Here is a 26061-nt window from a genome sequence, read left to right as displayed (position 1 = left end):
ATTACGCGGGGTTTTTGGTGAGCTGAACGGAATGAATGCGGCATAGGCGCTGTATGAAAAGTAAGTACGGTTTCCTGAAAAGTGACCGGGTTCAGTCACTCTTTTTACGTGCCTCAATGCCTGCTGGCTTTCGTCGAGGCTGGGCGTTTTTTGGAAATATTTCCTGACCTTTGAGCGCCGTTAAATCTTGAATCATTCGTCTACTCTGCCTGCACAGACCAGGAGTCTGTGGTTATCAGCAGTCGCAAGGAGCGAACAATGTACTTTGAGATTTACAGGCAATCACGAGGCACCCCGCTTACCGGGAAGGGCCAATGGCGCTGGCGATTAAGGGCAGCCAATCATGAAACGGTTGCCAGCGGCGAGTCGTACGTCAACAAGGCGGATTGTTTGCACGTGATCGGGTTGATCAAAAGTGTCCATAACGAAACGTCGGTGAAGGAAATCTAGGCAGTACCTGCTGCTGCGTTGAAGCGAAGCTGCTCAGGCCGATCGAGCAGCTTCGCGTCACAGCTCTTAAGGCTGTACATACCCCGGCTTCTGGTGAATCCGGTCATCCAGCTGGTAGCGAAAGGGGGGCAAATGAATGGCCAAAACCGCCGCAGTTTCGCCCTTGCATCGGCTTCTGTGCTCCTGCTTAATACGACTCGGCTCATGGCGCTGGACATCAACCGGCGACCTCGGATTGTAGAAAAATCACTATAAAAAAGAGCAATCAATTGACTCATCAGCATGGAACGCATTTTGCCGGGCATGTGGCGCTATCGCTCGTCATTCCGGTTTTCAATGAAGCGGCCACCATCGATTTGTTCATCGCGCGGATTACTGATGTCTTCGAGGATGAGGCGCTGCTCGGTCTGGAGATGGTGTTCGTCAATGACGGCAGTACCGACACGACATTGGACCTGCTTCTGGAGCGCCAGAAGTCTGATCCGCGTATTCGTATCGTCGATCTGAGCCGCAATTTCGGCAAGGAAGCGGCGTTGACCGCAGGCTTGCAGACCGCCACCGGCCAGGTGGTGGTGCCCATCGATGTCGATCTGCAGGATCCGCCGCACGTCATCCTCGAAATGATTGCCCGTTGGCGTGAAGGTTATGAAGTTGTCCTGGGCCATCGTGTGAGTCGTAAAAACGACTCCTGGGCCAAGCAAACTTCGGCCAACTGGTTTTATCACCTGCACAACAAAATCTCTGACCAACCGCTGCCCAAAGATGTCGGTGATTTTCGGCTTATGGACCGCTGCGTGATCGATGCCTTGCAGACCTTGCCGGAATCCCGGCGCTTCATGAAAGGTTTGTTCGCCTGGGTCGGGTTTCGGACCACCCATGTCGATTACGAGCGGCCGGAGCGGGTGGCGGGGGAGTCCAAGTTCAACGGCTGGCGCTTGTGGAATTTCGCGCTGGAAGGCATTACCAGTTTCAGTACCGACCCACTCAAGATCTGGACCTACCTGGGGATGTTCGTTTCTGTGGTTTCGTTCTTGTTCGCCACGTTCATTGTGTTGCGCACGTTGTTTACCGGGGTCGACGTACCGGGCTACGCCTCGTTGATGGTTGCCGTCACTTTTCTGGGTGGCCTGCAACTGATCGGCATCGGGGTGCTGGGTGAATACCTGGGTCGAACCTACATCGAATCAAAACGCCGCCCGGTTTATCTGGTGCGTCGTGTCTATGACACCAGGGACTGAACCATGGATCTCAAGGAAACCGACATCCTCGGTTCAAGCATCGACCAGCACTGGTATTACTGTTCAAAAGCGGCGGCTACGATTCGTCTGCTGGGCAATGCCCCTGTAAAAAAAATTCTCGACGTAGGCGCGGGTTCGGGATTCTTTTCCCATCATCTGTTGTCCCGCACAGCCGCCACCGAAGCCTGGTGCGTGGACATCAGTTACGACGCGGACTCGGACGCCACAACCGCCGGTAAACCGCTGCACTACCGTCGTTCGATCGATTCGGTAGACGCCGATCTGGTGCTGCTGATGGACGTGCTGGAGCATGTCGATGACGACGTCGGGTTGCTCAAGGACTACGTCGATAAAGTCCCGTCCGGCAGCCGTTTCCTGATGACGGTGCCGGCGTTCCAGTTCCTCTGGAGCGGGCACGATGACTTTCTCGAGCACAAACGTCGTTACACCCTCGCGCAACTGGAAGCGGTGGCCAGGGACGCCGGTTTAACGGTCAAGCAAGGCGCTTACTACTTTGGCATGGTGTTCCCGATTGCAGCAGCCCTGCGGTTGCTGCCCAAAGGCGCACAACCTTCGCCGCCACGCTCGCAACTCAAGCAGCATCATCCACTGGTCAATACGCTGCTCAAGACCTTGTGCAGTATTGAACTTCCCTTCATGGGTATTAACCGTCTGGCAGGTCTGACGGTGTTTGTCCTGGCTCAGAAGCCGTGACGTCAGGCGAAAAATCAGCCCTGATCAAGCGTGGCCTGCGTTTTGCTGTGACTGGTCTGTTTGTCACGGTGCTTCACGCGGTCATTGCCGTGCTGTTCATCAACTATGTGCTGCCGATGCCGCCCTTGGCTAATGGCGCGGCATTCGCTGTGGCGACTGTAGTTTCTTACGTGATCAACACGACCTGGAGCTTTTCCAGCCGACTGCATGGCCGAACACTGATGCGCTTCATGGCGGTCTCGGGCGCCGGTTTATTGCTGGCGATGGTAGTGGCCTGGGCCGCACAAATGGCCGGGCTTCATTATTTGCTGGGGATCGGGGCAGTGGCACTGACCATTCCGGCCTTCACCTTTGTGCTGCATAACTTCTGGACGTATCGATGAAGGTTTCAGGCAAGCATTGGGCGGTCGCATTGCTGCCCCTGTTAATGGGCGTGGTGGCGTTTTTCATAGTGATCGGGCCTCGGGCTCTGGACCCGCAAAATATTGCCTGGCTGGAAAGTGGCGATCCGGCGACTCATTACTTGGGGTGGGTGTTCTTCCGACACTCCCCATGGACATTTCCGCTCGGACTTAACCCGTCCTACGGGTTGGAACTGGGCAGCGCGGTCATCTTCTCTGACTCTAATCCGCTGCTGGCGTTATTGTTCAAACCCTTCAGTCCATGGCTGCCCGAGACATTTCAATACTTCGGCATCTGGCTGTTGACGTGTTTTGTGCTGCAAGCCTGGTTTGCCTGGAAGTTACTTGGGCTGGTGACGCCAAGTGTTGTGCTCAGGCTGCTGGGCGCAGGCTTGTTTCTGTTTTCGCCGCCGATGTTCTTGCGCATGGGCGGACATTTGTCCCTTGCCGGCCATTTTCTGATCCTCGCCGCCCTCTATCTGGCACTGCATCCCCGCGTGCAGAAGCGCCGACTGGCCTGGGGCTCGCTATTGGCCGCGACGGCGCTGGTGCACGCTTACTTGCTGGCGATGGTGGCCTTGATCTGGATCGCCGACCTTGCCGGTAGAACCATTAAAAACCAGTTGACGCGGCGCACAGCACTCATCGAGTTGCTCGTGCTGTTTTTGCTAGTGAGCCTGTGCTGCTGGCAGGCGGGTTATTTCAGTATCGGTGATGGTATTGCTTCCGGTGGCTTTGGCCTTTACCGGATGAACCTGTTGTCAGTGATTGATTCCAGCGGCTGGTCTTTGATACTGCCGGACCTGCCGGAGGCCAGCGGCGACTATGAAGGTTTCAACTACCTCGGGTTGGGAACGCTGCTGCTGGCGATCTGCGCCGCCGTCGTGCTGTTGCGACATACAACTGACTTCGGCAGTTCGGTGCGCCGTCTGCCGATTCTATTGTGGGCGCTGATTGGTCTAACGCTGTTTGCGCTCTCGAACGAGATTGGCGTCGGCCTGCTCAATATTCACTACCCGTTACCGGGGATAATCGTCAAATTGGCGAATATCTTCCGGGCGTCGGGACGGATGTTCTGGCCGGTTTTCTACGTCATTGTGTTTGCGGTCATTTTCCTCGTGGTGCGTGGCAACCGACCGCGCACGGCGGTGTGCCTGCTGGCGTTGGCATTGTTTGTTCAGGTGGTGGATACCCGCAACGGTTGGGCGGGGTTGCGACAGAGCAGGATGATGGTGCCGGCCGCCGAGTGGCCAACAATGTTGCATGACCCGTTCTGGGCCAGCGCCGCCTCCCACTACGCGAACATTCGTTCTTTGCAGCCGCAGAATCAGCCGGATACCTGGCTCCCTTTAGCCAGCTACGCTGCGACCCATGGTCTGAAAACGGACACCGCTTATCTCGGGCGGATGAGTTCGACTGCGCTTGAACATGCTCAGCAAAAGGCGAAACGGATGCTTGAGACAGGGCAGTACGACCCTGACTCGCTGTACATCCTCAATCAGAATGCCATGCTCGAGGCGGTGAAAAGCATCCACAGCGAGACCGATCTGCTGGCGCGGATTGACGGTCTGGTGGTGCTTGCGCCGGGCTGGAAGCAATGCGAACAATGCCTTCCGGTCGCGGACGAAGGGCGTTCGATGCAGTTGGTGCCCTTGATCAAGCTCGGGCAGCAACAACTGTTCAATTACAAAACCCAGCATTTGGCCCAAGGCTGGTCGACTCCGGAAACCTGGGGCACCTGGTCTGAAGGAGGGGAGGCCGAGATCCTGCTCCGGGTTCCGCCTCAGGCTCGATCCATCGTGATCGAGGCGCTGGCCTTCGTGCTGCCGATGCATCTCAGTCAGGACGTGGTTTTTACGATCAACGGCGTACAAGCCTTTTCGACACATCTGACCCGGCTTCAGGGTAATCGCATCGAAATCCCCCTCACTGCGGCCATCCACGAAGCCATCGCCCGGGACACGCTGATGCGTATTCATGTGCAGTTACCCGACGCGATCAGCCCTAAACAATTGGGGCTTGGGGAAGATCGGCGCGTGATGGGCCTGGGGGTGAAGTCGCTGACCGTACAGTAAGCCGCCGCGGCCTCTCGTTCACGTGCAGCGCTCATGCAGATAGACGCCAGCCCCCAGGCCTTTCTACACTGCTCCCAGTCTTTGGGACTGGGGGCAGCAGATGAATCGCAATGAACTGCGCAAGGCCGACATCAATTTGATGGTGGTGTTCGAGACGCTGATGCTTGAGCGCAACGTGACGCGGGTGGCGGAGAAGCTGTTCCTCGGGCAACCGACCATCAGTTCGGCACTCAACCGTTTGCGCGTGATGTTCAACGACCCGTTGTTTATCCGGGTCGGCCACCGCATGGAGCCGACGGCACGGGCCGAGGAGCTCATTCAGCATCTCTCGCCGGCGCTGGATGCGTTGTCCTCCGCGTTGAGCCTGACCCGCGACTTTGATCCTGCCATCAGCACCATGACCTTTCGCATCGGTTTGTCCGATGACGTCGAGTTCGGTTTGCTGCCGCCACTGTTGCGCGCCTTGCGTCAGGAAGCACCGCAAGTGGTGTTCGTGGTTCAGCATGTCGATTACTGGCGAATTCCGGACTTGCTGGCGTCCGGGGATATCACCGTCGGTATCAGCCAGACCCGCGGTCTGCCGGCCAATGCCAAGCGCAAACTGCTGCGGCACATTCAGCCCTGCATACTGCGCGCCGATGTCTCTGATACACCACTGACCCTCGACGAATACTGTTCGCGACCCCATGTGCTGGTCTCGCACACGGCCAATGTCAGCGGTTTTGCCGATGAGTGGCTGGCCGAGATCGGTCGCAAGCGTCAGGTGGTGCTCTCGGTGCCGCAATACAGTGCCTTGCCGGCTTTGCTCGCGGGGACCGACCTGGTTGCCAGCCTGCCGGACTACGCGGCAGCGGCGATGGCCGCCTCGGGTCAGTTGTTCATGGAACCGTTCCCGTTCAAAACGCCGACCCTGGACCTGTCCATGGTCTGGCTGAGTCATGTGGATACCGATCCCGCCGAACGCTGGCTGCGGGCGCGGCTCGAGGCCTTCATGAGCGAGCGCGGTTTATCCGAAACTCAGGGCCTCAAACCGCTCTGACGGCCAGTGCCGACGCCTTGCTTGCGGGTTGTTGGACTGCTTTGCTCCACGCGTATTCCCGATGACTGACCGGAGATCCATCCCATGAGCAGTTCCCGTTCTTTGTTGCGTGGGCGCGGCAGCCAAGACAGTGGCAAGGTCGGCATGGTCGAGCTGTTTTTCGATCTGGTGTTCGTGTTCGCCGTCACCCAGCTTTCCCACTCCTTGCTCGCGCACCTGACAATCGCCGGCGCGGTGCAGGTCGCGTTGATGATGGTGGCGGTGTGGTGGGTGTGGATCTTCACCTCCTGGGTGACCAACTGGCTCGACCCGGAAAAGTTGCCGATCCGCCTTGGTCTGTTTGGATTGATGGTTGCTGGCCTGTTGCTGTCGTCGTCGATTCCCAAGGCCTTCACCGACCGTGGATTGATGTTCGCCGCAGCCTTTGTCTTCATGCAGGTCGGCCGCACGCTGTTCGCGATCTGGGCGGTGCGCGGCGAGCCCCTGAACATGACCCGCAACTTCCAGCGGATTCTGGCGTGGATGGCGCTGTCCGGGGTGTTCTGGATCAGCGGTGCGCTGCTTGAAGGCGATCAGCGGCTGACCTGCTGGGCACTGGCGTTGCTGATCGAGCTGATCTCGCCGTCGTTGTACTTCTGGGTGCCGGGGCTCGGCCGTTCAACGCTGGCCGACTGGAACGTCGAGGGCAATCACATGGCCGAGCGTTGTGGTTTGTTCGTGATCATTGCTTTGGGCGAGTCGCTGCTGGTGACCGGCGCAACCTTCGCCGATCTGCTGCTGAACGGGCAGGCGCTGACCGGGTTTCTGATTGCCGTGCTGGGCAGCGTGGCCATGTGGTGGGTGTATTTTGACAGCGGCGCCGAGCGCGCTCACCGCCGTATTGCGCACTCCAGCGACCCCGGGCGCCAGGCGCGGATTGCCTACACCTACCTGCATGTCTTGATCGTTGCCGGGATCATCGTCAGTGCGGTGGCCGATGAACTGGTGCTGGTGCACCCGGAACATGCGAGCGATGCCGGAATTATCGTGATCGTCGCCGGGCCCTGGTTGTTCTTGCTGGGGTGCGCGTTGTTCAAGTGGGTAATGGCCGATCGGATTTTGCCGCCGTTGTCTCATCTGGTGGGTCTGGCGTTGCTGCTCGCGCTGTTGCCGGCTGCGCTGAATCAGCTGTTTTCAGCGTTGCTGCTGGGCGGGCTGACGACCGCAGTGATGATTCTGGTGGCGGCTTGGGAAACGCTGGCACTGCGCGAGTCGCTCCCGGCGCAGGAGCATTGATCGACGCGGTATTTTTGTGAGCAAGAGCAGGATTGTTCTGTGGTATAGGTACGACCCTTCATTCAATCCTTAGGAAGCATCGCAATGCCTCACCTGCACATGGAATACACCGCCAACCTGCCGGACCTCAATGCCGACGTGGCGCTGTTGCGCTTGAACAATGCATTGGTGGCGTCCGGGCAGTTTTCCGCGGAGTTCGATATCAAGAGCCGTGCGGTGCAGGTCGGCGCATTCCGGGTCGGTACCGTGTTGGGTGAGCGTGGTTTTGTGCATGTGAAGCTGGCCTTGCTGAGCGGGCGCTCGCCAGCGATCAAGAAGCAATTGTCCGAAAGCCTGCTGGCGGTGTTGCAGGATCTCTGCGAATGGCCCACCAGTGTCGATGTGCAGCTGTGCGTCGAGATTCTGGATATTGATCGCGATTCCTACACCAAGACTGCCATCAGCCACTGACACACTGTGCGCTGACCCTCAGAGAAAACCCTGTTCCGTACAGGCCTTGACCACTTGCTCGCGGAGCCAGGTGTTGGCGCTGTCCAGCTCGCTGGTTTGACTCCACTGCATGTCGAGGGTGAATCCCGGTACGCCGTTGGGTGCTTCGCAATGGCTGAAGACCGAGTCTTTGGCCAGCAGGTGCTGGATACGCCGGGGCATGGTCAGAATGAAGTCAGTGCCGGTGATCAACTTGAGCGCAGCGCTATAGCTGTTGGCGCGCGCGACGATCTGGCGTTTCTGCGCCTGTTGGGCGAGCCAGCCGTCAACCATGTTGCTGGTGGAGGTCCATGGCGTGGGGAACACGTGTCGGCGTTCGACGTAGGCTTTCAGGCTGATGCGCGGTTCCAGTGGCGTCGCCCGTTTATCGAAAACGCACACCAGATCGTCCTCAAGCAACACCTGGGATCTGAAGTCACTGTGGCTGCGATGAAAGTTCGGGCCGAAGCAAATCACCAGATCGAGGCTGCCATCGCGCAGCTCGTCGGCGGGAATGTCGGTTTCGAGTTTGTGCACATTGACGATCACCGGCAGGTCGGCGAAATCGAAATTCTTCAATAGCCGCGGCAGGATCAGCTGTTCGAAGTATTCCGGTGCACAGATGTTGAAGGTCACGGCTTGCTGCGTCGGGTCGAACGCTTGAACCCCGGCATGGCACAGATTGATGCTTTCGAGAATCTTCAGCACATGTGCGTACATGGTGCTGGCTTTGTAGGTCGGACGCATACCCGTGCGGGTATTGATAAACAACTCGTCCTCGAAACTGGTGCGCAGCTTCTTCAGGCAGTAACTCACCGTGGACTGGCTGACAAACAGCGTTTCGGACACACCGGTGACGCTGCTTTGCTCATACACGGCGATGAACACCATGAGGTCCTGCATGTCGAGCTTTCTAAGCAAGTTACTGTTCAGCATCCGTACTGTCTCACTCGGGGCTCGTTGCACAAGTTGTGCGCAAACGTGTGCGAGTGATGCTAACGGAACGATCGTCCTAGGAGAATGCCCCGTAGGATTATTCACGGACAAGTGTGGGACAGAAACTGTAATGAACACGACGTCTGCCCCACAGGAGCCCAGGGTGACTGAATACCTTCAACCGTGTGTGGCAATGTTTACGCCGTGACAGGAAGCCCACGGCGGCTGGAGATCACCAGCGCGGACATCCCGATGGCCACCAGCAAGGCACCCACGACTTCCAGCATCTGCGGTTGCTGCGCCAGCCAGAACCAATGGAACAAGGTGATGAACAGCGTGCTGAGGTAGATGTAGGAAATTACCGTGGACGGCGCGATCACCCCGATTGCCCGATGCAGCAACCAGAAGGTTGCCAGGGTCGCGAACAGGGCCAGGTAGACCAGCCAGAACAGGTCGTGGGCAGACAGCAGCGCGCCGGTTCGCCAGCCGCCACTGAGCAGGCAGAACGCGAACAGAAACAGCGAGCCGAACAGCATGTTCCAGAATGTCATCACCACTGGACCGCGGTCTTTGAGGCTATGCGCTTTGAAGCGCTGACTCAACGGTGAGTAAAGCGCCATCGCCAGGCAGCCAGCCCCATACACCGCCACCGCGTAGAGTGAAGGGAATTCACCGGGTCCCGCGCCCTTGAGAATCAGCAACAGTGCGCCGGCCGCCGCAATCAGCATCGGCAGCAGGCGGTTCTTCGAGCTATTGCCAGGCGTCAGGAAGGCTTCGAAGAACAGCGTCATTAACGGCACCAGAGTAAACAGGGTTCCGGTGTTGACCGCCGAGGTGTAGCGCAGCGCTTCAAACAATGAGCCGAAATACACGGCCAGCAGCAACCCAAGCCAGGCATGGCTGACAAGGCCTTTGGCGGTGATCGCTGTGCTGCGGTTGAGCAGCAGCATCGGCAAAAACGCCAGCGCCGAAAACAGCAGGCGCAGACCGGTCAGCAGGATCGGGTCGATGGATTGGTTGACTTGGGCGGCGGCAAAAAACGACGCGGCAATCAACACAGCCCAAAGCAACATGCCCGCATTGGCGGAGGCGAAACGAGTGGGTTTCATCAATGTGTCCCCGATCAATCAATGTGTTTGGCGTAATGCCGTGGGTCAAAGCCCACACGGTGTGGATTAAGCGATGCGGGGCGGGAATCGGCAAATCAGAAAGTGAAGTGCAGTATTTAAAAATTAAATACTGCACGAGCTGCACGAAAAATCGCAGCCCCCTCAGGCGCTGCGATTGTTGTTTCTATCAGAACGGTTTGGTCGGCAGGTATTTGCCATCCAGGGTGATCACTGCACGGGAACCGCCATCCGGATCTTCGACTTTCTTGATGTCCAGTTTGAAGTTGATGGCGCTGATGATGCCGTCGCCGAACTGCTCATGGACCAACGCCTTCAAGGTCGAACCGTACACTTGCAGCATTTCATAGAAGCGGTAGACCGTCGGATCAGTCGGGATGCCACCCTGAATGCTGCCGCGCAGGGGCACGCTTTGCAGCAGACGGCTGGCGTCCTGGTCCAGGTCGAGTTTGGCGCAGACCACTTCGGCCGCTTCAGCCGGCAGCGGGTGCTGGCCGAGCAGGGCGGCGGTGACGAACGCCAGGCTCAGGCCGGTGCCGTCGGTGAGGTCCTGCCACGAGAGGTTTTTACGTGCCTTGGCGTCGATGATGGTGTCGGCGAGGGCCAGGCGTGGGGCTTGAGCGAATTGAGATTGCAGCATGGTGATTTCCTCTTTCGTTACCTAAGAAATGTGGGTCAGGCGGCGTGTGGCTGTTTGCGGGTCAGCGCGCAGGTCGTCGGGTGTTCGGCGAGCGAAACGAAGCGCTGGGTAGTCTCGTCCAGAGCGGCGATCGAACCGCTTTCGATGTCGTAGACCCAGCCGTGCAGGTTCAGGCGCCCCTGTTCCAGGGCCAGTGCAACGGAAGGGTGGGTCTTGAGGTTGGCCAATTGGGCGACTACGTTTTCCCGGACCAGCGAGTCCAGGCGCGCTTGCGCCGAGGCATGAATGCGGGCGGCGTTGACCACCTTGGCCGACTCGGCATGACGCAACCAGTTGGCGACGGCCGGCAGGTGATCAAGGCATTTGCAGGTCGAGATGGCGGTCATTGCGCCGCAGTCGGAGTGTCCGCAGATCACGATGTCGCTGACGCCCAGCACGGCGACTGCATATTCAACCGTGGCCGACACACCGCCGGGCTCCGGGCCGTAGGACGGCACGATATTGCCGGCGTTGCGGATGACGAACATGTCACCGGGTTCCTGCTGGGTCAGCAGTTCCGGGACTACACGGCTATCGGAACAGGTGACAAACAATGTGCCAGGGCTTTGGGTGGTGGCGAGTTGCTTGAACAGTTCGCTGCGTTCCGGGAACGCATCGCGTTGAAACTTCAGGAAGCCGTCGATGATGTGTTGCATGGCGTGTTCTCCTTGCGTCGTTGATGGGGCAAGGATGAAAGTTTTCAGCTATAGCGTCCAAGACCGGCTTATTATGGTTTCCATAAGTCATGCCTATAGTTGGAACGCCATGCTGTTACGCCATATTCGCTACCTGCTCGCGGTCGCCGAACATTGCAACTTCACTCGGGCAGCCGAGGCGCTGCATGTCTCGCAGCCAACGCTGTCGCAGCAGATCAAGCAACTGGAGGACTCGCTTGGTGCGCCGCTGTTCGATCGCTCCGGGCGCACGGTGCGTTTGACCGATGCCGGCGAGGCGTATGTACGTTATGCGCGGCTGGCCTTGCAGGACCTGGAGGCGGCCAAGCGGGCGATGCACGATGTACAGGATCTGACACGCGGTTCGTTACGGCTGGCCATGACGCCAACCTTCACCGCGTACCTGATCGGTCCGTTGCTGGCGCGTTTCAACAGTCTGTATCCGGGGATCAACCTGAGCGTCGAGGAAATGACCCAGGACCATATCGAGGCCGCGCTGGCCGAGGACCGGCTGGACATCGGCATCGCGTTCACCGGCAGTCACCTGGCGGACATCGACAGCCAGGCGTTGTTTGCCGAAACCTTGAGCCTGGTGGTGAGCGAGGTGCATCCAGGCTTTTCCCGACAGCAATCACTCAACGCACAGGCGCTGGGTCAGCAATCGCTGGTGTTACTCAGCGGCAATTTCGCGACCCGTCAACATATCGACCTGTACTGCCGACAGCAGGGCATAGCGCCGCGCATCGCCATCGAAGCCAACTCCATCAGCGCGATTGTCGAGATCGTTCGGCGTGGATCGTTGGCGACGATTCTCCCCGAGGCCATCGCCCGCGAGCTGCCAGGGTTGCGACCGTTGGCGCTGCATCCGGCGTTGCCACAACGTACGGTGGCGCTGCTCAGTCGCAAAGGGGCTTATCGCAGCGCGGCGAGTGAGGCATTCAGAGCGCTGGTCAGTACTCAGTGACCGGGAACGGCCAACCACTGCGCGAGCACCGCATCGTAGGCACCTGTGGCTTTGCTCAGGTGCAGCCACTGATCCACATAGCTCTTCCAGGCCACATCGTCGCGAGGGAGCAAGTAGGCTTTCTCGCTGTACTGCAAGTACTGCTCAGGATTGACCGCGCACAAACCGGGTTTTTGTTTCTGCTGATACCGCGCTTCGGAAGCGTCGGTGATCATCACGTCGGCCTTGTTTTCCAGCAGTTGCTCGAAAATCGTTACGTTGTCCGGGAACAGGGTCAGCGTGGCGTTGGGCAGGTGAGTGCGGGCAAATATTTCGTTGGTGCCTCCTGCGGGCTCGATCAGCCGCACCGAGGACTGGTTGATCTGTTCGACGGTTTGATAGCGGTGTTTATCTTCACAACGCACCAGTGGGATTTTTCCGTCGACGCCCAGCGTATCGCTGAAAAAGGCTTTTTTCTGCCGCTCCAGTGATACCGAGATGCCGCCCATACCAATGTCGCAGCGGTTGGCCAGAAAATCCGTCATCAGGTTCTTCCAGGTGGTGGGGACCCATTGCACGTCGACGTTCAGACTTTTCGCCAGGGATTGGGCCATGGCGATATCGATCCCTTCGTACCCTCCCTCTGCACGCAGGTAGGTGTAAGGCTTGTAATCGCCGGTGGTACAGACCTTAAGGTGACCCCGTTCAATTACCTGGTCCAGGTGCGAGGGCGCATTTTGGGCATAGGCCTGGACGCTGAGCGTGAGCAAGGAGCAGAGCAGTAAACGAGCTTTCATTGGGTCGTCCTTGAGTGTGGCCAGAGGATGAAGGGAGGTCGCGTCAGTATTTGTAGTCAGGTGCGATGGCGCAAGAGCGCAACCATTACACGGTGTATGTTTAGCCAATCAGCAACCAAGGTTCTTCAAGTCTGGATTTAACGACTTATCGCTGCGTGTGACGCTGCTCAGCCTCTGTGTTCTGCGGTTTACTTTATGGACGGTTGCTCAGTCGACACTCACCCCGAGGCTTCGCCTGGCGCTCATGCGTCATGTCGTCAGCATCGCCGTCGATTCACACCCGCTACCGCGCTGAACCTGTCTGCACTTCCTTCTGAACTGGCCTTTTGGGCGCTATGGCACTGTCGCCATGCGCGCCCACCGGATGCCTACATTTCCCGTTGAGTTTTCAGACAAATCCTCGCCAGCGGCGATGGATACAATTGGCAGCGCCTGCGCGTTTGCCTGACGCGGAAATACGAGAGTTCCCATGAGTTTTGCCACGACCCTCTTTGCCCCGAAGCAAGAAGCCCTGACCTTTCTTGAGCTCAACCCGGATATCGAGATGTTCGAGTTGTTCATCCTCGACAACAACGGCGTGCCACGGGGCAAATTGCTCCATCGCGATGAACTGCTGGCGGTCTATGAAAGTGGCCGGCCACTGCCGAGCACCATCCTCGGGCTGACGATCAATGGCGAGGACGTGGAAAACTCCGGGTTGGTCTGGGAGGTCGGCGACATCGATTGCCGCGCCTATCCGGTAAGCGGCAGTTTGCAGCGCATGCCGTGGCGGCAGATTCCGATGGCGGCGGTGCAAGTCAGCATGCACCCGGAGGAGGGCATGCCGGCGACCGTGGCCGATCCGCGGCATTTGCTGGCCAAGGTCATCGACGGGCTGAAGGCTGACGGTTATTACCCGGTGATGGCGGCGGAGCTGGAGTTTTACCTGCTCGACCAGCAACGCGACAGTAATGGTCGACCACAACCGGCGAGGGATGTCGACGGAGGCCGGCCACGAGCGACCCAGGTCTACGGTTTACGTGAGCTGGAACAGATCGAACCGTTTCTCGCCGACCTCTATGCGGCCTGCAAACTCCAGGGTATTCCGGCACGCACGGCGATTTCCGAGTATGCCCCGGGTCAGGTGGAAATCACCCTTGAACACCGCAGCGACGCCTTGCAAGCAATGGACGAAGCGGTGCGTTACAAGCGTCTGGTCAAAGGCGTGGCGCACAAGCACGGGATGGTCGCGTGTTTTATGGCCAAGCCCTTTGATGACCTGGCGGGCACCGGTATGCACATGCACGTCAGCCTGGCGGACAGGGACGGCAACAATCTGTTTGCCAGCGAAGCGCCGGACGGCACACCACTGCTCAAACACGCGGTTGGCGGCATGCTCAGCACCTTGCTCGATTCCTTGCTGATGTTCTGCCCGAATGCCAACTCCTATCGGCGTTTCCAGACCAACAGCTACGCGCCGCTGGCCGCGACCTGGGGCGTGGACAACCGCACCGTTAGCCTGCGAGTGCCGGGTGGACCGGCGTTTTCCCGGCACATCGAGCACCGCATCTGTGGCGCTGACGCCAACCCTTACCTGGCGGCCGCAGCGATTCTGGCCGGTATCCATCGCGGTATTCGCGAACAGCGCGATCCCGGCGCACCGGTCGAAGGCAATGGTTACGCCCAGGCCAGCGAGTTGCTGCCGACCGACTGGCTGACCACCTTGCGCGCGCTTGAAGGCTCGGCCTGGGTGCGGGATGCATTCGGCGGGAAATTCCTCGGGGTTTACCTGGCGGTGAAACGTGCCGAGTACCGTCAGTTCATGGGCGAGGTCGGGGAGCAGGACTGGCGCTGGTACTTGCATCAGGCGTGATGCTGAACGCGGCAGACTAGAGCCTGTGTCGTGATTAAACCTTTTTTTCACGCGCCGCTTGATAACCTGTCGCCCGTAAGTCGTTCCCTTTATCAAGAGTCGCCAGTTATGTCTGCGCAACCACCCTCCTCAGTCGAGCACGAATTTGCCCGACGCTACGATCAGGAGCACGCTCGAGTCTGCCTCCAGCCGCATCCCCGTGGGCTGGTGCAGCGGTTTTTGCAGTGGCGTGGCAAACGGCTGGTGCGGCGCGCACTCAAGGTCGCCGGCGAACCGGGGCTGATTCTCGATGTGGCCTGCGGGGCAGGGGGCAACTGGCCGGTACTGGCCGAGCACGGTAACCGGGTGATTCTCGCCACCGATCCGTCCCAGGAAATGCTCAACCACGCCCAGACTCACCATCCGGCCGAGCTGCTCAAGCGCGTTAAAACCTTTCAGAGTTCGGCATTCACCATTGGTTTGCCGGAAAACGCCGTGGACTGCATTTTTTGCATGCGGTTGTTTCAGCACATCGAACACAGTGAACACCGCTTGGCGATGCTGCGTGAGTTCCATCGCGTCAGTCGTGACACGCTGATCGTGTCAGCACAGCTCGACGGATATTTCATGCTGCGTGCGCGGTTTGGCGATGACCCGGAGCCGCGTCAGCTGGCCACCCGGGCCGAACTTGAGGCAGAGTTCCGGCAAGCGGGTTTCAAGATTCTCAAATACCTGGACACTCTGCCCGGCAGCGACTTGCCGCGGGTCTACGTGCTGCATAAAGCCGACTAGCTTCTATTATTGGTGTGCAGCGGGTGTTTTCGCTCAAGCTCTTGCTCAGTCAGTGCGCGGAAATCGCCGGGGGCGATATATACTGCGCGCCATTCTTCAAGGGAGAGCCGTGTGGCCATCGATATTCACTGGATTCGCGACAACGATAGCCTCGGTCAGTTTTGCGCCCAATGGCAGCAGTTGCCGTTCGTCGCCCTCGACACCGAATTCATGCGGGTCGACACCTTTTACCCGATCGCCGGCCTGTTGCAGATTGGCGATGGCGAGCGCGCTTTCCTGATTGATCCTTTGACGATCGACAACTGGCAGCCGCTGGCCCAATTGCTGGAAAACCCGGCAGTGGTCAAAGTGGTGCACGCCTGTAGCGAAGACCTCGAAGTCCTGTTGCGTTTGACCGGCAGCCTGCCAGCGCCGTTGTTCGATACACAGCTTGGAGCTGCTTATTTGAACCTCGGTTTCTCCATGGGGTACTCGCGTCTGGTGTCGGAGGTGCTCGGCATCGACCTGCCCAAGGGCGAAACCCGTTCCGACTGGTTGCAACGTCCGCTCTCGGACACCCAGATCAGCTACGCCGCCGAAGATGCGTTGCATCTGGCGGAGGTTTTCGTGCGTCTGCGGCCGAAACTGTCAGACGACAAGTACGCCTGGGTCCTGGAGGATGGCGCCGAACTGGTGGCCAACCTGCGCCGCGACGTCGATCCTTACGAGGTTTACCGTGAGGCCAAGCTGGCCTGGAAACTCTCCCGTGCCCAACTCGCCGTGCTGCGTGAACTCTGTGCCTGGCGCGAGCGCGAAGCGCGTGCCCGCGATCTGCCGCGCAACCGTATCGTGCGCGAGCATTCGTTGTGGCCGCTGGCACGCACCCAGCCGGACAATCTCGGGGCATTGGCGAAAATCGAAGACATGCACCCGCGCACCGTGCGTCAGGACGGTGAGTTTCTGCTGGGTTTGATCAAGCAGGCGGGCAGTGTTTCGCCGGACCAATGGCCGCCAGCGGTGCCGGAGCCATTGCCGGTGGAGGCCACGGCACTGGTCAAGCGTCTGCGGGCGCTGGGTCAGGCCGAAGCTGAACGCTTGAACATTGCCCCGGAACTGATGCTGCGCAAGAAAACCCTCGAAGCCTTGCTCAAAAGCGGCTTCCCCGAGGGTCCTTACCAATTGCCTGATTCGCTGCGTGGCTGGCGCCGCGAATTGATGGGCCAGGCCTTGCTCGACAGCCTGGCCACTGCCGGAGAACAGCCTTGAAACGTATTTGCTCTATCTACCGAAGCCTGAAGAAAAACGAGATGTACCTCTACGTGCTCAAAAGCGATGCACTGGAGCGCGTCCCGGAAAACCTGCTGTTGGCGTTCGGCAAACCGCATCATGCCTTCGACCTGGTGTTGACCCCTGAGCGCAAGCTCTCGCGCGAAGACATCACGCTGGTGCTGGAAAACCTCGACAAGCAGGGCTATCACCTGCAAATGCCGCCGGCCGAAGACGAGTACATCGAGCACTTGCCTGAAGAGTTGCTGCGACGCAATGATCCGATTTGACGGATATCTGTAGGGGCTCTGTCCAGAGTCCCTTGAAATAATGGAATTGATAATTTTGGCGAGGGCCGCGAGCGAGGGAGAAACACTCTTTCGGCGGTCTTGTGCACTGTTTTTGAAGGTTTGAACCATGCGCGTTCTGATTGCCGAACACGACCACGCTGTGTATGCCCAACTGTTGCGTCAGGCCGCGCCTGAACTGCAAGTACTGACCAGCGGCGACTCTGCTGAACTGGCCAGCCTGGCCGCCGACTGTCCGGTCTGGCTCGGTCAGCCGGACCTGTTGGCGACGCTGCTGCGTCAAGGTCACGAGCCTCAGTGGCTGCAATCGACCTGGGCCGGTATTACGCCGTTGCTCGCCGACGGCTTGCCACGTCACTACCGGCTGACCCGTGCAGTGGGGATTTTTGGTCAGGTGATGGCTGAATACGTGCTGACCTACATGCTGGGCCATGAGCGCGAAGTGCTGGCGCGGCTGGTCAGCCAGGTCGAGCGCAAGTGGGACAATCGCCTGGGCCAGAGCCTGGCGGGGCGCAAGGTGCTGATTGTCGGTGCCGGTGATATTGGCCAGAGCGTGGCGCAATTCCTGGTGCCTTTCGGCGTCAAGCTGTACGGGATCGCCAGCCAACCGCGTGAGCAGGCGCCGTTCATTGAAGTCGCGGGGCTGGAAGACTTGGGTCGTCTGGTCGGTGAAGTCGATTACGTGGTCAACCTGTTGCCGAACACGCCGAACACTCACGATCTGTACAACGCTGCGCTGTTCAAACAGTTCAAGTCGACCGGCTTGTTCATCAACGTCGGGCGCGGTGTCGCCGTGGTCGATGCGGATCTGGTGGAGGCGTTGAAGGAAGGGCATCTGGCGGGCGCGGTGATCGACGTCTGCCGTCAGGAGCCGTTGCCGCAGCGTCATCCGTTCTGGACCGCCTGGGGCTTGCTGCTGACCGGCCACAGCTCGGCACCCACCTCACCGTCGATGATGGTGCAGTTGTTTCTCGAGAATCTGCGGGCGTATCAGGCGGGCGAAGCGTTGCGCGGAGAAGTGGATTTCACACGCGGGTATTGATACCACACAGAACAACTGTGGGAGCGAGCTTGCTCGCGATGGGGCCATCACCTTCAACATCATTGGTGACTGTAAGGCCGCTATCGCGAGCAAGCTCGCTCCCACATTGGTTTTTCGCTGTGGCTTACAGAGTGAAATCACCCTCAGCCGCCAACTCGCTCAGCGGAACACGCGGGCTTGGGGTTTCCCGGGCTTGCAGGTATTCAGCGAGGGTCGCCTTGTCGCCCAGCTTGCCGATCGCGACGGCCGCGTGCAGCGCGTAGCCTTCAGGAATGTTCAGCTCCTTGCGGGTCAGCTCTTGATCAAAACCGGCCATGCCGTGGGTGTGCCAGCCGCTGATAGTGGCTTGCAGCGCCAGATGGCCCCAGGCGGAACCGGTGTCGAAGGTGTGCCACAGGGCCGGGGTTTCTTCGGTGGCGCCAGGCGCGGTGAAGGTGGTTTTCGAGATCACGATCACCAGGGCCGAGGCGTGTTGCGCCCAGCTACGGTTGAACTCGTTCAGCAGACCCAGGTAGCGCTCCCAGTTCGGCGTGTCGCGGCGCGCGTAGAGAAAACGCCATGGCTGCGAGTTGTAGGCCGACGGCGCCCAGCGAGCGGCTTCGAAGAAGCTCAGCAGGGTCTCTTCAGGGATACTTTCACCGGTGAAGGCACGCGGCGACCAGCGGTCAGTGAACTGTGGGTGAATGGCATATTCGGCAACGCGGGGATTAGCGCTCATGGACGAGTTCCTGACTACATTTGGACTCGCAAAGCTACTTTGCGGCGTGAAAGCTGACAAGTCCTGTTGTACCGACAGTCGCCAGCGCTTGGCCCGCGGGGTCTTGGGCACTAGACTGGCGGCCTTTTCACCACCTGATGCTGATGCTTGAACCATGGCCGCCAAAGTCGAACCTTTCTGGATACGCAAAACCCTCGAACAACTCGATCAAGAGGAGTGGGAGTCGTTGTGCGACGGATGTGGCCTGTGCTGCCTGCAAAAGCTTGAGGATGAAGAAGACAGCAGCGTCTACTACACGCGTATCGCCTGCAAACTGCTGGACCTGAAAACCTGTCAGTGCACCGACTATCCAAACCGTCGCGATTCAGTGCCCGATTGCATCCAGCTCACGCCGGGCAAGGCCGATCAGTTCAAGTGGCTGCCGCCGACCTGCGGTTACCGGTTGGTCAGTGAGGGCAAGGACTTGCCACTCTGGCATCATCTGGTTTGCGGCGATCGCGACGCCGTGCACCACGAGCGGATTTCCCAGTCCGGGCGCATGCTCGCCGAAGGCAGCGTGGCTGAGGATGATTGGGAAGATCATCTGATTTTTCGGGCGGGTTAAGCACCTGTCGTAGTACGGGCAAGTCACGAAGGAGTGTGTATGGCTGTGGGGTTGAGGCTGCCGTTGGCATTGTCGCTTTTACTGCTGAGTTCACCGTTGTGGGCGGCAAAGAAAGTCGATCTGGATTACCACGTGCGATTGTTGCCGCAAAGCGATCAGGCTGAAGTGCGCTTGACTCTGGCGCAAGGCTCGGCGGTGCGCAGCCTGGATTTTGATCTGGGCGACGGTAGCCAATACAGCGACTTCAAGGCCGACGGTCAGTGGCAGCTCACACCGGGTAACCTGGTGCGTGGCGTCTGGCGCCCGGCCGCCGACAAGGCCAGCCTGACCTACCGCGTACACATCAGCCATTCCCTGAAAAACGCCAGTTTCGATACCCGCATGACGCCGAATTGGGCGCTGATGCGTGGCGACGATCTGGTGCCGGCGGCGCGCCTCGATCAGCAGGACGGCATCGAACTGGTATCGCGCCTGGAATTCGAATTGCCGGAGGGCTGGAAAAGCGTCGAGACCGCTTGGCCGCGGATCGGCAAGAATCGCTTCCGCATCGACAATGCTTCTCGGCGGCTCGACCGGCCTACAGGCTGGATGCTCGCCGGCAACCTGGGAAGCCGACGCACGCGCCTGGGGGAAACCGAAGTCACGGTCGCCTCGCCGCAAGGGCAGGGCATGCGCCGGATGGACGTGTTGACGCTGCTGACCTTTGTCTGGCCGCAAGTGCAGGCGCTGTACCCTCATCATCCCGGCAAGCTGCTGATCGTGGGGGCCGCTGATCCGATGTGGCGCGGCAGTCTGGCCGGGCACGAGTCGATTTATCTGCACAGTCGTTTGCCGTTGGTCAGCGAAAGCGGCAGCAGCCCGTTGATTCGCGAATTGGCCCAGGTGTTCGGGCGGATCAAGGACAGTGATCGCAGTGACTGGATCAGCGAAGGCTTTGCCGAGTACTACGCCATTGAGCTGCTGCGCCGTGCCGGCGGCATGAGCGATGATCGTTATCAGACGCTGGAAGACAAAATGGCAAAAGCCAGCCATAACGTCAGCACTCTGCGCGGCGATCAGCTCAGCGCGGCACAGGTCGCCAAAGCGGTGTTGCTGCTACAGGAACTGGATCGCGAAATTCGTCTGAAAACCCGCAACAAGCGCTCGCTGGACGACATGTTACGCGGCGCCATGCAACTGGACCGGGTCAGCACCAAAGCGTTTGTGACGCTGGCCGAGAGCATTATCGGCGAGCCGTCGAAAGTGCTGGATACCGGGTTACTTCGTTAACACCGCTATCGCGAGCAAGCTCGCTCCCACACTGTACCTTTGTCGTACACATAATCTGTGTCCATCCAGGATCAAATGTGGGAGCGAGCTTGCTCGCGATGAGGCCTTAAGCCTCAACGCATTACTCGGATCAAACCCCGGTCTTGGGCGACTTCAGCGAATCATTGCCCGTTACCGTCGCGGTACGGGTTGCCGCTTCTGCATTGGCTTTCAGGGTTTTCAGTTCTTCGCCGGTCCGTTCGATTTTCGAACGGACGTTGGCCATGTCCTGCCGACTCTTTTCAAAGAAGCTTTTTGCCGAACTATGACCGGTGATCCCCCGAGCCAGGGCTACACCACCAAGCGCCACCTCAATCAGGCCGAATACGCCACCGCGGCGCAGTCCTTTGCCGACCATCACCACACCACCGGCCAGCGAGCCAATACGTTCCCAGCCCTGGACGTTCTGCGTTGGTTGCGTCTGGAACGGCGTGGAGTCGATACGTTCTACGCGTTTGATGTCGCTCATGATCAGTCTCCTCAGGGGCAATGGATATAAAGCTGACTGCTCAGGCGGCCGTCTCGTTGCATCCCGCATTCAGCGTATCAGCGAAATTTTGGACCGGAACGGGTGTTGTTGCCCTTGGCCATGCGGTCGTAAAGCACCACGTTGACGGTGGCGGCCAGATTCATGCAGCCGGTGGTCGGGATGTAGACCACGTCTTCGCACCATTCACGAATCTCTTTATCGAGCGAGCCGTCTTCCGGGCCGAAGATATACAGCGCACGGTCCGGGTGGGTGTATTCGGGGAGCGAACGGGCGCCATCGACCAACTCGACCGCCACCGGGACGCAGCCCAGCGGAAGGATTTTCTTCAGGTCGTCGATGCCGATCAGCGGGATATCGTGATGGATTTTCTTGGTGTCGGTGACAAAGTCACGAGCGCGTTCATAACGCTTGCCGGTGTAGAACACCGACGCCACACCGTAACAGCCGGCGGCGCGCATCACCGAACCGACGTTCTCCGGTGATTTGGGGTTATACAAACCAATGCAGCTGTACCGTTTGTTTGCCACGAGCGGGGTGCCCTTCGAGAAAAACCGCGATTATACGGGGATTGGTCGATGGCGGTCAGTTTGTAGATTGGTGGCGTCTGGGCGATTGCTATCGCGAGCAAGCTCGCTCCCACATTGGTCTTGGGTGATCACAAATAGTGTGTCCACAGAAGATCCCCTGTGGGAGCGAGCTTGCTCGCGATGAGGCCGGGTCAGGCGCTGAAGATATTCAATCTTCTTTCTTCATCAACCCGGCCAACGCGGCAAACGGATTATGCGTCGCCTTGGCAATTTTCGGGGTGCTCAGCGAGCCGTCGCCGAAGTACTGCTGGTCGGTGTAGCGCGAGTGTTCGTTATCGTGGCAGTACAGGCACAGCAGCTCCCAGTTGGAGCCGTCCTGCGGGTTATTGTCGTGGTTGTGGTCGCGGTGGTGCACGGTCAACTCGCTCAGGCGCTTGCCAGAGAACTCACGGGCACAACGTCCGCAGACGTGCGGATACATCTTCAGGGCCTTGTCGCGGTAACCCATTTCACGGTCGCGCTGGGCGTCAGCGAGGATGCGGTCCAGTTTGGCCGTGTTGGAGGGAGGCGTTGACGAACTCATGGGTTCACCTTTGTAAAAAAGACTAATGACGGTTATGAGGCAAGTTTAGCTCAGCTCTTGAGCTTCTCGGCAATCCAGATCGTGTGCCGGGTGCCTTTGTTGCCGTGGGCGAAGACTTGCACTTCTTCGGCTTTGAAACCGGCCTTGCGCAGTTTGTCGGAGAACTGCCGGTCAGCACTGGCCGACCACACCGCGAGCACGCCTTTGGGGCGCAGGGCCTTGGCGCAGGCACTCAGGCCGCCGGCCGAGTACAGCCAGCTGTTGGCTTTCTGGGTCAGGCCTTCGGGGCCGTTGTCGACGTCGAGCATGATTGCGTCGAAACCCAGCGGTTCGGCCTGCAGTACCTTGGCCACGTCTTCCATGCGAATCACTGTGCGCGGGTCGAGCAACGGGCGTCCGGCTTTTTCACCCAGCGGCCCGCGGTTCCATTCGACCACCCCCGGCACCAGTTCGGCGACCACCACTTGCGCGGTCTTGCCCAGATGCTTGAGCGCCGAGGCGAGAGTGAACCCCATGCCCAGGCCACCGATCAAGACTCGTGAATTCGGCCGGCCGGCGACCTTGCGGCAGGGGATCTCGGCCAGGGCGTCTTCGGAACCGTGCATGCGGGTGTTCATCAGTTGTCCGCCATCTCCACCCTGGATCTTGATGACGAAGTCTTCGCCGTACTCGAACAGGCACAGGGCACCGCCGTTTTCGGGAATCGGGGTGGTGTCGAGTAGAACGAAACGTTTCATGGGGCTCTCTTTAAGGAGGGAAATTGGCATCAGGGAGGAGAAACCGGCATTGAGAAGGGTAATCTTGCGCGGTTGGGAGTAGCCTTAAGGCAACAAGCAAGGGCAACGGAGCCATTGATGAAGCGCACCATTCTAACGGTCATTGTGTTGGCCGCGCTCTCGATAAGTGCAGCGCAAGCGCAAGAGTTGCAAGCGGTCCCCTCCACACCTTCAGCAGCATCCGGCTCACCCGGCACGGCAACCCCCACGCCGTACCCGCAGATTACCCCGATCAGTGTGCCCAAAGCCGGCAGCGGCAGCGGCGGTGCAATGCTCTTGCCACCCGTCGAAATACCCAATCCGCCCAAGGATCAGACCTTGCCGGGGCTTGAGCAGACCCAGCAAAAAACCAAATCCCCCGGCGGTTAAATCTGTTGCGAGAGCAATTGGCCGTCGGCCATGCGCAGGCGTTTGGACAGCGACACGGCAATGGCGCGGATGATCTTCGCGGCGATTTTCGGTGCGTCGTTGAGCATTTTTTCCAGCGAGTCTTTGCCCAGGTTGAGCAGTTGGCAATCGCTCGCCGCCACGCAACTGGCCGAGCGCCGTTCGCCGTCGAGCACGGCCATTTCGCCGAATGCCCGGCCGCTGCGCAATGTGGCGATTGTCACCCGCTTGCCGTCGCTGTTGGTTTTCTGCACCGCCACCTGGCCTGAATGAATGATGCACATGAAGCTGCCGGCATCGCCCTCATGGAAGATTTCCGCGCCCTGGGCAATGGTGCTGATGCTGAAGTAGCCGGCAGCGGCTGTGAAATCGGCCAGTTGCAGCTGATCGAACAGGCCACAGTCCATCAGCCAGTCGCGAATTTCGGTATTCAATGAGGTCGGTTCAGGCATGTCGTCACGGTCTTTTTTTGTGTCTGTTGCTGGTTCGGGCTTTGTGGGTAATTGCCAATCCCTTGTGGGAGCGAGCAAGCTCGCTCCCACAGTTAAGACCCGTACGCCTTACGGAGTTCCTCAGGCGATGCCCAATACCTTGAAAACAAATGCGTATTCGAGGGCTACGTCACGTAATCCCTGATAACGCCCGCTCATCCCGCCATGGCCGGCACCCAGTTCGGTCTTGAGCAACAGCAGATTGTTGTCGGACTTGGTCGCTCGCAACCTGGCCACCCACTTGGCCGCTTCCCAGTACTGCACGCGGCTGTCGTTGTAGCCGGCGATCACCAGGGTCGCCGGGTAGGCGTGAGCGCTGACGTTTTCGTACGGCGCGTAAGCCTTGATCCGATCATAAACTGCTGGCTCCTCAGGATTGCCCCACTCGTCGTATTCAGTGACGGTCAGCGGCAGGTCCGGGTCGAGCATGGTGTTGAGCACGTCGACGAACGGCACCTCGGCTATCGCCGCCGCGAACAGTTCTGGCCGTTGGTTGAGCACCGCACCGATCAGCAATCCGCCGGCGCTGCCGCCGCTGATGGCCAGTTGTTTTGAGGTGGTGAAGCCGTTGGCGATCAGGTGTTCGGCGCAGGCGATGAAGTCGCTGAAGGTGTTCTGCTTGTGTTCCTGTTTGCCGGCGCGATACCAGGCTTCGCCCAACTCACCGCCGCCGCGCACGTGGGCGATGGCGAAGGCAACGCCGCGATCGAGCAGACTCAGGCGCGCATGGGAGAACCACGGGTCGAGGCTTTCGCCGTAGGCGCCATAGCCGTAGAGGTAAAGCGGGGTCGGTTGGCCAAGCATTTCGCGTTTGACCACCAGGCTGATCGGCACCTGTGTGCCATCGGGCGCGGTCGCCCACAGACGCTGACTGACGTAGGCATCGGCGTCGAAAGGGCCAAGTACCTGGGTTTCCTTGAGGACTTTCTGTTCGCCGCTGGCGAGGTCGAGCTGACGAATCTGCGCCGGGCGATTCAACGCCTCGTAGCGCAGGCGGATCTTGTCGCTCGCAAATTCCAGGCTGTTCTGCACATGCAGGCTGTAGGCCGCGTCCGGCAGTTGCACGCGGTAGGCGGGCAGGCCTTGCGAGTGAACTTCGATGATCGGTAAACCACCTTCACGCAGGCTCAGGGTCATGGCCGAGGCATTCAGGCTCATGCCATCGAGCATCACCGTGTCGCTGTGGGGGATCAGGTTTTGCCAGTCGCTTTCGCTCGGTGCGACCCCGGTGTCGGCGGCCTGATACAGCGCGAAGTTGATGCCGTCGCGGTTGCTGCGAATCAGCCAGCTCCATTGGTCGTCGAGCTTGCCGTGGTCGACGTCGTACTCGTGATCTTCAACCCGTGGCGCCAGACAGGTGAATGCCTGTTGTGGCTGCGATGCATCGAGCACCCAGACTTCGCTGGTGGTCTTGCTGCCCAGCGACAGCAGTAATTGGCGTTCGGAGCTTGAGCGGTAGCAATGCAGGAAAAACCGCCCGTCCGGTTCATGGAACACCTCTTCGGCGGCGGTGCCGTCGAGACGATAACGGAACAGCTTGTGCGGGCGATGGGTGTCGTCCAGCTCGCCGAAGAACAGTGTCAGGCTGTCGTTGGCCCAGGTCATGCTGCCGTCGCAATTCTCGAACGCCAGTTCGCTGACCTTGCCGTTGGACAGCTCCTTGACGAACAGCGTGTAAATCTCTTCACCGCTGGTATCCAGGCTGTAGGCCAGGCGCTGGTGGTCCGGGCTGATGCTGAAGGCGCCCAGCGAGAAAAAACCGCCATTGGCCAGCACGTTGGGGTCGAGCAGCAGTTGCTCCTGACTTTCATCGACCAGCAGGCTGTCGTCGGCCGGGCGCGGGCAGCGGTAATGCCGGGCATATTCGTCACCGGCGGTGGTGCGGGTGTAATAAAGGTACGGGCCCCACGGGGAGGGCAGCGACAGGTCGGTTTCGAGAATCCGGCTTTTTATTTCGTTGAACAGGGTTTCACGCAGCTCGGCCTGGTCGGCCAGTTGTGCTTCCTGGTAGCTGTTTTCAGCCTTGAGGTAGTCGAGCACCTGCGCGCTGTCGCGCTCCTGCAGCCAGGCGTACGGGTCATCACCCTCGGCCTTGTGGGCAATCGGGGCGCTGCAAACGTGGGCGGATAGGGGCATGAAGGGC

29 protein-coding genes are annotated in these 26061 nt (G+C 59.4%); 17 read left to right on the top strand and 12 right to left on the bottom strand.

Going from position 1 to position 26061, the window contains the following annotated elements; translation table 11 throughout:
* The first annotated feature begins 258 nt into the window (after nt 1-258).
* The 8 genes from BK659_RS24920 (at nt 259) to BK659_RS24885 (ending at nt 7642) form a co-directional block, all read left to right on the top strand.
* Nucleotides 259-450 carry a YegP family protein gene (locus tag BK659_RS24920; RefSeq protein WP_054596133.1) on the top strand — a complete coding sequence of 64 codons (192 nt, stop codon included), beginning with the start codon at nt 259-261 and terminating at the stop codon, nt 448-450.
* A 269-nt stretch (nt 451-719) separates the two neighbouring features.
* Entirely contained in the window at nt 720-1688 is a 969-nt protein-coding gene (locus BK659_RS24915; RefSeq protein WP_123428029.1) for a glycosyltransferase family 2 protein, read from the top strand.
* A 3-nt stretch (nt 1689-1691) separates the two neighbouring features.
* Nucleotides 1692-2402 carry a class I SAM-dependent methyltransferase gene (locus BK659_RS24910; protein ID WP_123428027.1) on the top strand — a complete coding sequence of 237 codons (711 nt, stop codon included), beginning with the start codon at nt 1692-1694 and terminating at the stop codon, nt 2400-2402.
* Complete coding sequence (locus tag BK659_RS24905) at nt 2399-2785, top strand: GtrA family protein (RefSeq protein ID WP_123428026.1); 387 nt, start codon at nt 2399-2401, stop codon at nt 2783-2785. The genes BK659_RS24910 and BK659_RS24905 overlap by 4 nt, the downstream gene beginning before the upstream one ends.
* Nucleotides 2782-4878 carry a DUF6311 domain-containing protein gene (locus tag BK659_RS24900; RefSeq protein ID WP_123428024.1) on the top strand — a complete coding sequence of 699 codons (2097 nt, stop codon included), beginning with the start codon at nt 2782-2784 and terminating at the stop codon, nt 4876-4878. Before BK659_RS24905 ends, BK659_RS24900 begins: the two co-directional genes overlap by 4 nt.
* Nucleotides 4879-4978: 100 nt before the next feature.
* Nucleotides 4979-5917, top strand: coding sequence for a LysR substrate-binding domain-containing protein (locus BK659_RS24895; RefSeq protein ID WP_123428022.1), 939 nt, complete (start codon nt 4979-4981; stop codon nt 5915-5917).
* Nucleotides 5918-6001: 84 nt separating this feature from the next.
* Nucleotides 6002-7192, top strand: coding sequence for a low temperature requirement protein A (locus tag BK659_RS24890; RefSeq protein ID WP_123428020.1), 1191 nt, complete (start codon nt 6002-6004; stop codon nt 7190-7192).
* A gap of 84 nt (nt 7193-7276) precedes the next feature.
* Entirely contained in the window at nt 7277-7642 is a 366-nt protein-coding gene (locus BK659_RS24885; protein WP_123428018.1) for a 5-carboxymethyl-2-hydroxymuconate Delta-isomerase, read from the top strand.
* A gap of 18 nt (nt 7643-7660) precedes the next feature.
* Here BK659_RS24885 and BK659_RS24880 read toward each other — a convergent pair whose 3' ends face one another.
* The 4 genes from BK659_RS24880 to BK659_RS24865 all read right to left on the bottom strand — a co-directional run bounded on the left by BK659_RS24880 (nt 7661) and on the right by BK659_RS24865 (nt 11058).
* On the bottom strand, nt 7661-8596 hold the full coding sequence (locus BK659_RS24880; protein WP_123428016.1) for a LysR family transcriptional regulator: 936 nt from the start codon (nt 8594-8596) through the stop codon (nt 7661-7663).
* Between the two features lie 197 nt (nt 8597-8793).
* Nucleotides 8794-9705 (bottom strand): DMT family transporter, encoded by a 912-nt coding sequence (locus BK659_RS24875; protein WP_123428015.1) that lies wholly within the window; start codon nt 9703-9705, stop codon nt 8794-8796.
* Between the two features lie 187 nt (nt 9706-9892).
* Nucleotides 9893-10363 carry a cyanase gene (gene cynS, locus BK659_RS24870; protein WP_123428013.1) on the bottom strand — a complete coding sequence of 157 codons (471 nt, stop codon included), beginning with the start codon at nt 10361-10363 and terminating at the stop codon, nt 9893-9895.
* A gap of 35 nt (nt 10364-10398) precedes the next feature.
* The gene (locus BK659_RS24865) at nt 10399-11058 is read right to left on the bottom strand and encodes a carbonic anhydrase (protein WP_123428010.1); all 660 of its coding nucleotides are present in this window, start codon (nt 11056-11058) and stop codon (nt 10399-10401) included.
* A 109-nt stretch (nt 11059-11167) separates the two neighbouring features.
* On the opposite strand from BK659_RS24865, the gene cynR reads away from it, so the two are divergent.
* The gene (gene cynR / locus BK659_RS24860) at nt 11168-12040 is read left to right on the top strand and encodes a transcriptional regulator CynR (protein WP_123428008.1); all 873 of its coding nucleotides are present in this window, start codon (nt 11168-11170) and stop codon (nt 12038-12040) included.
* On the opposite strand, the gene BK659_RS24855 is transcribed toward cynR, so the two are convergent.
* Nucleotides 12034-12816: a transporter substrate-binding domain-containing protein gene (locus tag BK659_RS24855; protein WP_123428005.1), complete on the bottom strand. Its 783-nt coding sequence runs from the start codon at nt 12814-12816 to the stop codon at nt 12034-12036. The two genes, cynR and BK659_RS24855, sit on opposite strands and share 7 nt — an antisense overlap.
* A 469-nt stretch (nt 12817-13285) precedes the next feature.
* Between BK659_RS24855 and BK659_RS24845 the strand changes: the two genes are divergently transcribed.
* The 5 genes from BK659_RS24845 (at nt 13286) to BK659_RS24825 (ending at nt 18034) form a co-directional block, all read left to right on the top strand.
* On the top strand, nt 13286-14668 hold the full coding sequence (locus BK659_RS24845) for a glutamine synthetase family protein (RefSeq protein ID WP_123428001.1): 1383 nt from the start codon (nt 13286-13288) through the stop codon (nt 14666-14668).
* Nucleotides 14669-14776: 108 nt separating this feature from the next.
* Complete coding sequence (locus tag BK659_RS24840) at nt 14777-15439, top strand: class I SAM-dependent methyltransferase (RefSeq protein WP_123427999.1); 663 nt, start codon at nt 14777-14779, stop codon at nt 15437-15439.
* 111 nt (nt 15440-15550) lie between these two features.
* Complete coding sequence (gene rnd, locus BK659_RS24835) at nt 15551-16684, top strand: ribonuclease D (RefSeq protein WP_123427997.1); 1134 nt, start codon at nt 15551-15553, stop codon at nt 16682-16684.
* Nucleotides 16681-16974, top strand: coding sequence for a YcgL domain-containing protein (locus BK659_RS24830; RefSeq protein ID WP_123427995.1), 294 nt, complete (start codon nt 16681-16683; stop codon nt 16972-16974). The genes rnd and BK659_RS24830 overlap by 4 nt, the downstream gene beginning before the upstream one ends.
* A gap of 127 nt (nt 16975-17101) precedes the next feature.
* Complete coding sequence (locus tag BK659_RS24825) at nt 17102-18034, top strand: D-2-hydroxyacid dehydrogenase (protein ID WP_123427993.1); 933 nt, start codon at nt 17102-17104, stop codon at nt 18032-18034.
* A gap of 124 nt (nt 18035-18158) precedes the next feature.
* Here the strand turns inward: BK659_RS24825 and BK659_RS24815 are convergent, their stop codons facing one another.
* Nucleotides 18159-18752: a nitroreductase family protein gene (locus tag BK659_RS24815; protein ID WP_123427991.1), complete on the bottom strand. Its 594-nt coding sequence runs from the start codon at nt 18750-18752 to the stop codon at nt 18159-18161.
* Between the two features lie 154 nt (nt 18753-18906).
* On the opposite strand from BK659_RS24815, the gene BK659_RS24810 reads away from it, so the two are divergent.
* Both BK659_RS24810 and BK659_RS24805 read left to right on the top strand, forming a co-directional pair.
* Nucleotides 18907-19356, top strand: coding sequence for a YcgN family cysteine cluster protein (locus BK659_RS24810; protein WP_123427989.1), 450 nt, complete (start codon nt 18907-18909; stop codon nt 19354-19356).
* Between the two features lie 39 nt (nt 19357-19395).
* Complete coding sequence (locus BK659_RS24805) at nt 19396-20625, top strand: hypothetical protein (RefSeq protein ID WP_123427987.1); 1230 nt, start codon at nt 19396-19398, stop codon at nt 20623-20625.
* Nucleotides 20626-20755: 130 nt separating this feature from the next.
* On the opposite strand, the gene BK659_RS24800 is transcribed toward BK659_RS24805, so the two are convergent.
* The 4 genes from BK659_RS24800 to BK659_RS24785 all read right to left on the bottom strand — a co-directional run bounded on the left by BK659_RS24800 (nt 20756) and on the right by BK659_RS24785 (nt 23001).
* Entirely contained in the window at nt 20756-21133 is a 378-nt protein-coding gene (locus tag BK659_RS24800) for a YgaP family membrane protein (protein ID WP_123427985.1), read from the bottom strand.
* A gap of 77 nt (nt 21134-21210) precedes the next feature.
* Entirely contained in the window at nt 21211-21681 is a 471-nt protein-coding gene (locus tag BK659_RS24795) for an RNA methyltransferase (protein WP_019692493.1), read from the bottom strand.
* A 208-nt stretch (nt 21682-21889) separates the two neighbouring features.
* On the bottom strand, nt 21890-22264 hold the full coding sequence (locus tag BK659_RS24790) for a YajD family HNH nuclease (protein WP_123427983.1): 375 nt from the start codon (nt 22262-22264) through the stop codon (nt 21890-21892).
* Between the two features lie 50 nt (nt 22265-22314).
* On the bottom strand, nt 22315-23001 hold the full coding sequence (locus BK659_RS24785; protein ID WP_123427981.1) for a spermidine synthase: 687 nt from the start codon (nt 22999-23001) through the stop codon (nt 22315-22317).
* Nucleotides 23002-23118: 117 nt separating this feature from the next.
* On the opposite strand from BK659_RS24785, the gene BK659_RS24780 reads away from it, so the two are divergent.
* Entirely contained in the window at nt 23119-23409 is a 291-nt protein-coding gene (locus tag BK659_RS24780; protein ID WP_123427980.1) for a hypothetical protein, read from the top strand.
* Here BK659_RS24780 and BK659_RS24775 read toward each other — a convergent pair.
* Nucleotides 23406-23879, bottom strand: coding sequence for a cyclic nucleotide-binding domain-containing protein (locus BK659_RS24775; protein ID WP_123427978.1), 474 nt, complete (start codon nt 23877-23879; stop codon nt 23406-23408). The two genes, BK659_RS24780 and BK659_RS24775, sit on opposite strands and share 4 nt — an antisense overlap.
* Before the next feature lie 120 nt (nt 23880-23999).
* Nucleotides 24000-26054, bottom strand: a complete 2055-nt coding sequence (locus tag BK659_RS24770; RefSeq protein ID WP_123427975.1) for a S9 family peptidase — start codon at nt 26052-26054, stop codon at nt 24000-24002.
* Between the last annotated feature and the right edge of the window lie 7 nt (nt 26055-26061).

The sequence above is a fragment of the Pseudomonas brassicacearum genome (genome assembly GCF_003732225.1).
Taxonomy (GTDB): Bacteria; Pseudomonadota; Gammaproteobacteria; order Pseudomonadales; family Pseudomonadaceae; genus Aquipseudomonas; species Aquipseudomonas brassicacearum_E.
Note: the sequence above shows the minus strand (reverse complement) of the source record. Positions and strands in the feature narration are given on the sequence as shown.

Coding starts and splice junctions, on each gene's coding strand:
- BK659_RS24920 (WP_054596133.1), top strand. CDS start 259: ATGTACTTTGAGATTTACAGGCAATCACGAGGCACCCCGCTTACCGGG.
- BK659_RS24910 (WP_123428027.1), top strand. CDS start 1,692: ATGGATCTCAAGGAAACCGACATCCTCGGTTCAAGCATCGACCAGCAC.
- BK659_RS24900 (WP_123428024.1), top strand. CDS start 2,782: ATGAAGGTTTCAGGCAAGCATTGGGCGGTCGCATTGCTGCCCCTGTTA.
- BK659_RS24895 (WP_123428022.1), top strand. CDS start 4,979: ATGAATCGCAATGAACTGCGCAAGGCCGACATCAATTTGATGGTGGTG.
- BK659_RS24890 (WP_123428020.1), top strand. CDS start 6,002: ATGAGCAGTTCCCGTTCTTTGTTGCGTGGGCGCGGCAGCCAAGACAGT.
- BK659_RS24885 (WP_123428018.1), top strand. CDS start 7,277: ATGCCTCACCTGCACATGGAATACACCGCCAACCTGCCGGACCTCAAT.
- BK659_RS24880 (WP_123428016.1), bottom strand. CDS start 8,596: ATGCTGAACAGTAACTTGCTTAGAAAGCTCGACATGCAGGACCTCATG.
- BK659_RS24875 (WP_123428015.1), bottom strand. CDS start 9,705: ATGAAACCCACTCGTTTCGCCTCCGCCAATGCGGGCATGTTGCTTTGG.
- cynS (WP_123428013.1), bottom strand. CDS start 10,363: ATGCTGCAATCTCAATTCGCTCAAGCCCCACGCCTGGCCCTCGCCGAC.
- BK659_RS24865 (WP_123428010.1), bottom strand. CDS start 11,058: ATGCAACACATCATCGACGGCTTCCTGAAGTTTCAACGCGATGCGTTC.
- cynR (WP_123428008.1), top strand. CDS start 11,168: ATGCTGTTACGCCATATTCGCTACCTGCTCGCGGTCGCCGAACATTGC.
- BK659_RS24855 (WP_123428005.1), bottom strand. CDS start 12,816: ATGAAAGCTCGTTTACTGCTCTGCTCCTTGCTCACGCTCAGCGTCCAG.
- BK659_RS24845 (WP_123428001.1), top strand. CDS start 13,286: ATGAGTTTTGCCACGACCCTCTTTGCCCCGAAGCAAGAAGCCCTGACC.
- BK659_RS24840 (WP_123427999.1), top strand. CDS start 14,777: ATGTCTGCGCAACCACCCTCCTCAGTCGAGCACGAATTTGCCCGACGC.
- BK659_RS24825 (WP_123427993.1), top strand. CDS start 17,102: ATGCGCGTTCTGATTGCCGAACACGACCACGCTGTGTATGCCCAACTG.
- BK659_RS24815 (WP_123427991.1), bottom strand. CDS start 18,752: ATGAGCGCTAATCCCCGCGTTGCCGAATATGCCATTCACCCACAGTTC.
- BK659_RS24810 (WP_123427989.1), top strand. CDS start 18,907: ATGGCCGCCAAAGTCGAACCTTTCTGGATACGCAAAACCCTCGAACAA.
- BK659_RS24805 (WP_123427987.1), top strand. CDS start 19,396: ATGGCTGTGGGGTTGAGGCTGCCGTTGGCATTGTCGCTTTTACTGCTG.
- BK659_RS24800 (WP_123427985.1), bottom strand. CDS start 21,133: ATGAGCGACATCAAACGCGTAGAACGTATCGACTCCACGCCGTTCCAG.
- BK659_RS24790 (WP_123427983.1), bottom strand. CDS start 22,264: ATGAGTTCGTCAACGCCTCCCTCCAACACGGCCAAACTGGACCGCATC.
- BK659_RS24785 (WP_123427981.1), bottom strand. CDS start 23,001: ATGAAACGTTTCGTTCTACTCGACACCACCCCGATTCCCGAAAACGGC.
- BK659_RS24780 (WP_123427980.1), top strand. CDS start 23,119: ATGAAGCGCACCATTCTAACGGTCATTGTGTTGGCCGCGCTCTCGATA.
- BK659_RS24775 (WP_123427978.1), bottom strand. CDS start 23,879: ATGCCTGAACCGACCTCATTGAATACCGAAATTCGCGACTGGCTGATG.
- BK659_RS24770 (WP_123427975.1), bottom strand. CDS start 26,054: ATGCCCCTATCCGCCCACGTTTGCAGCGCCCCGATTGCCCACAAGGCC.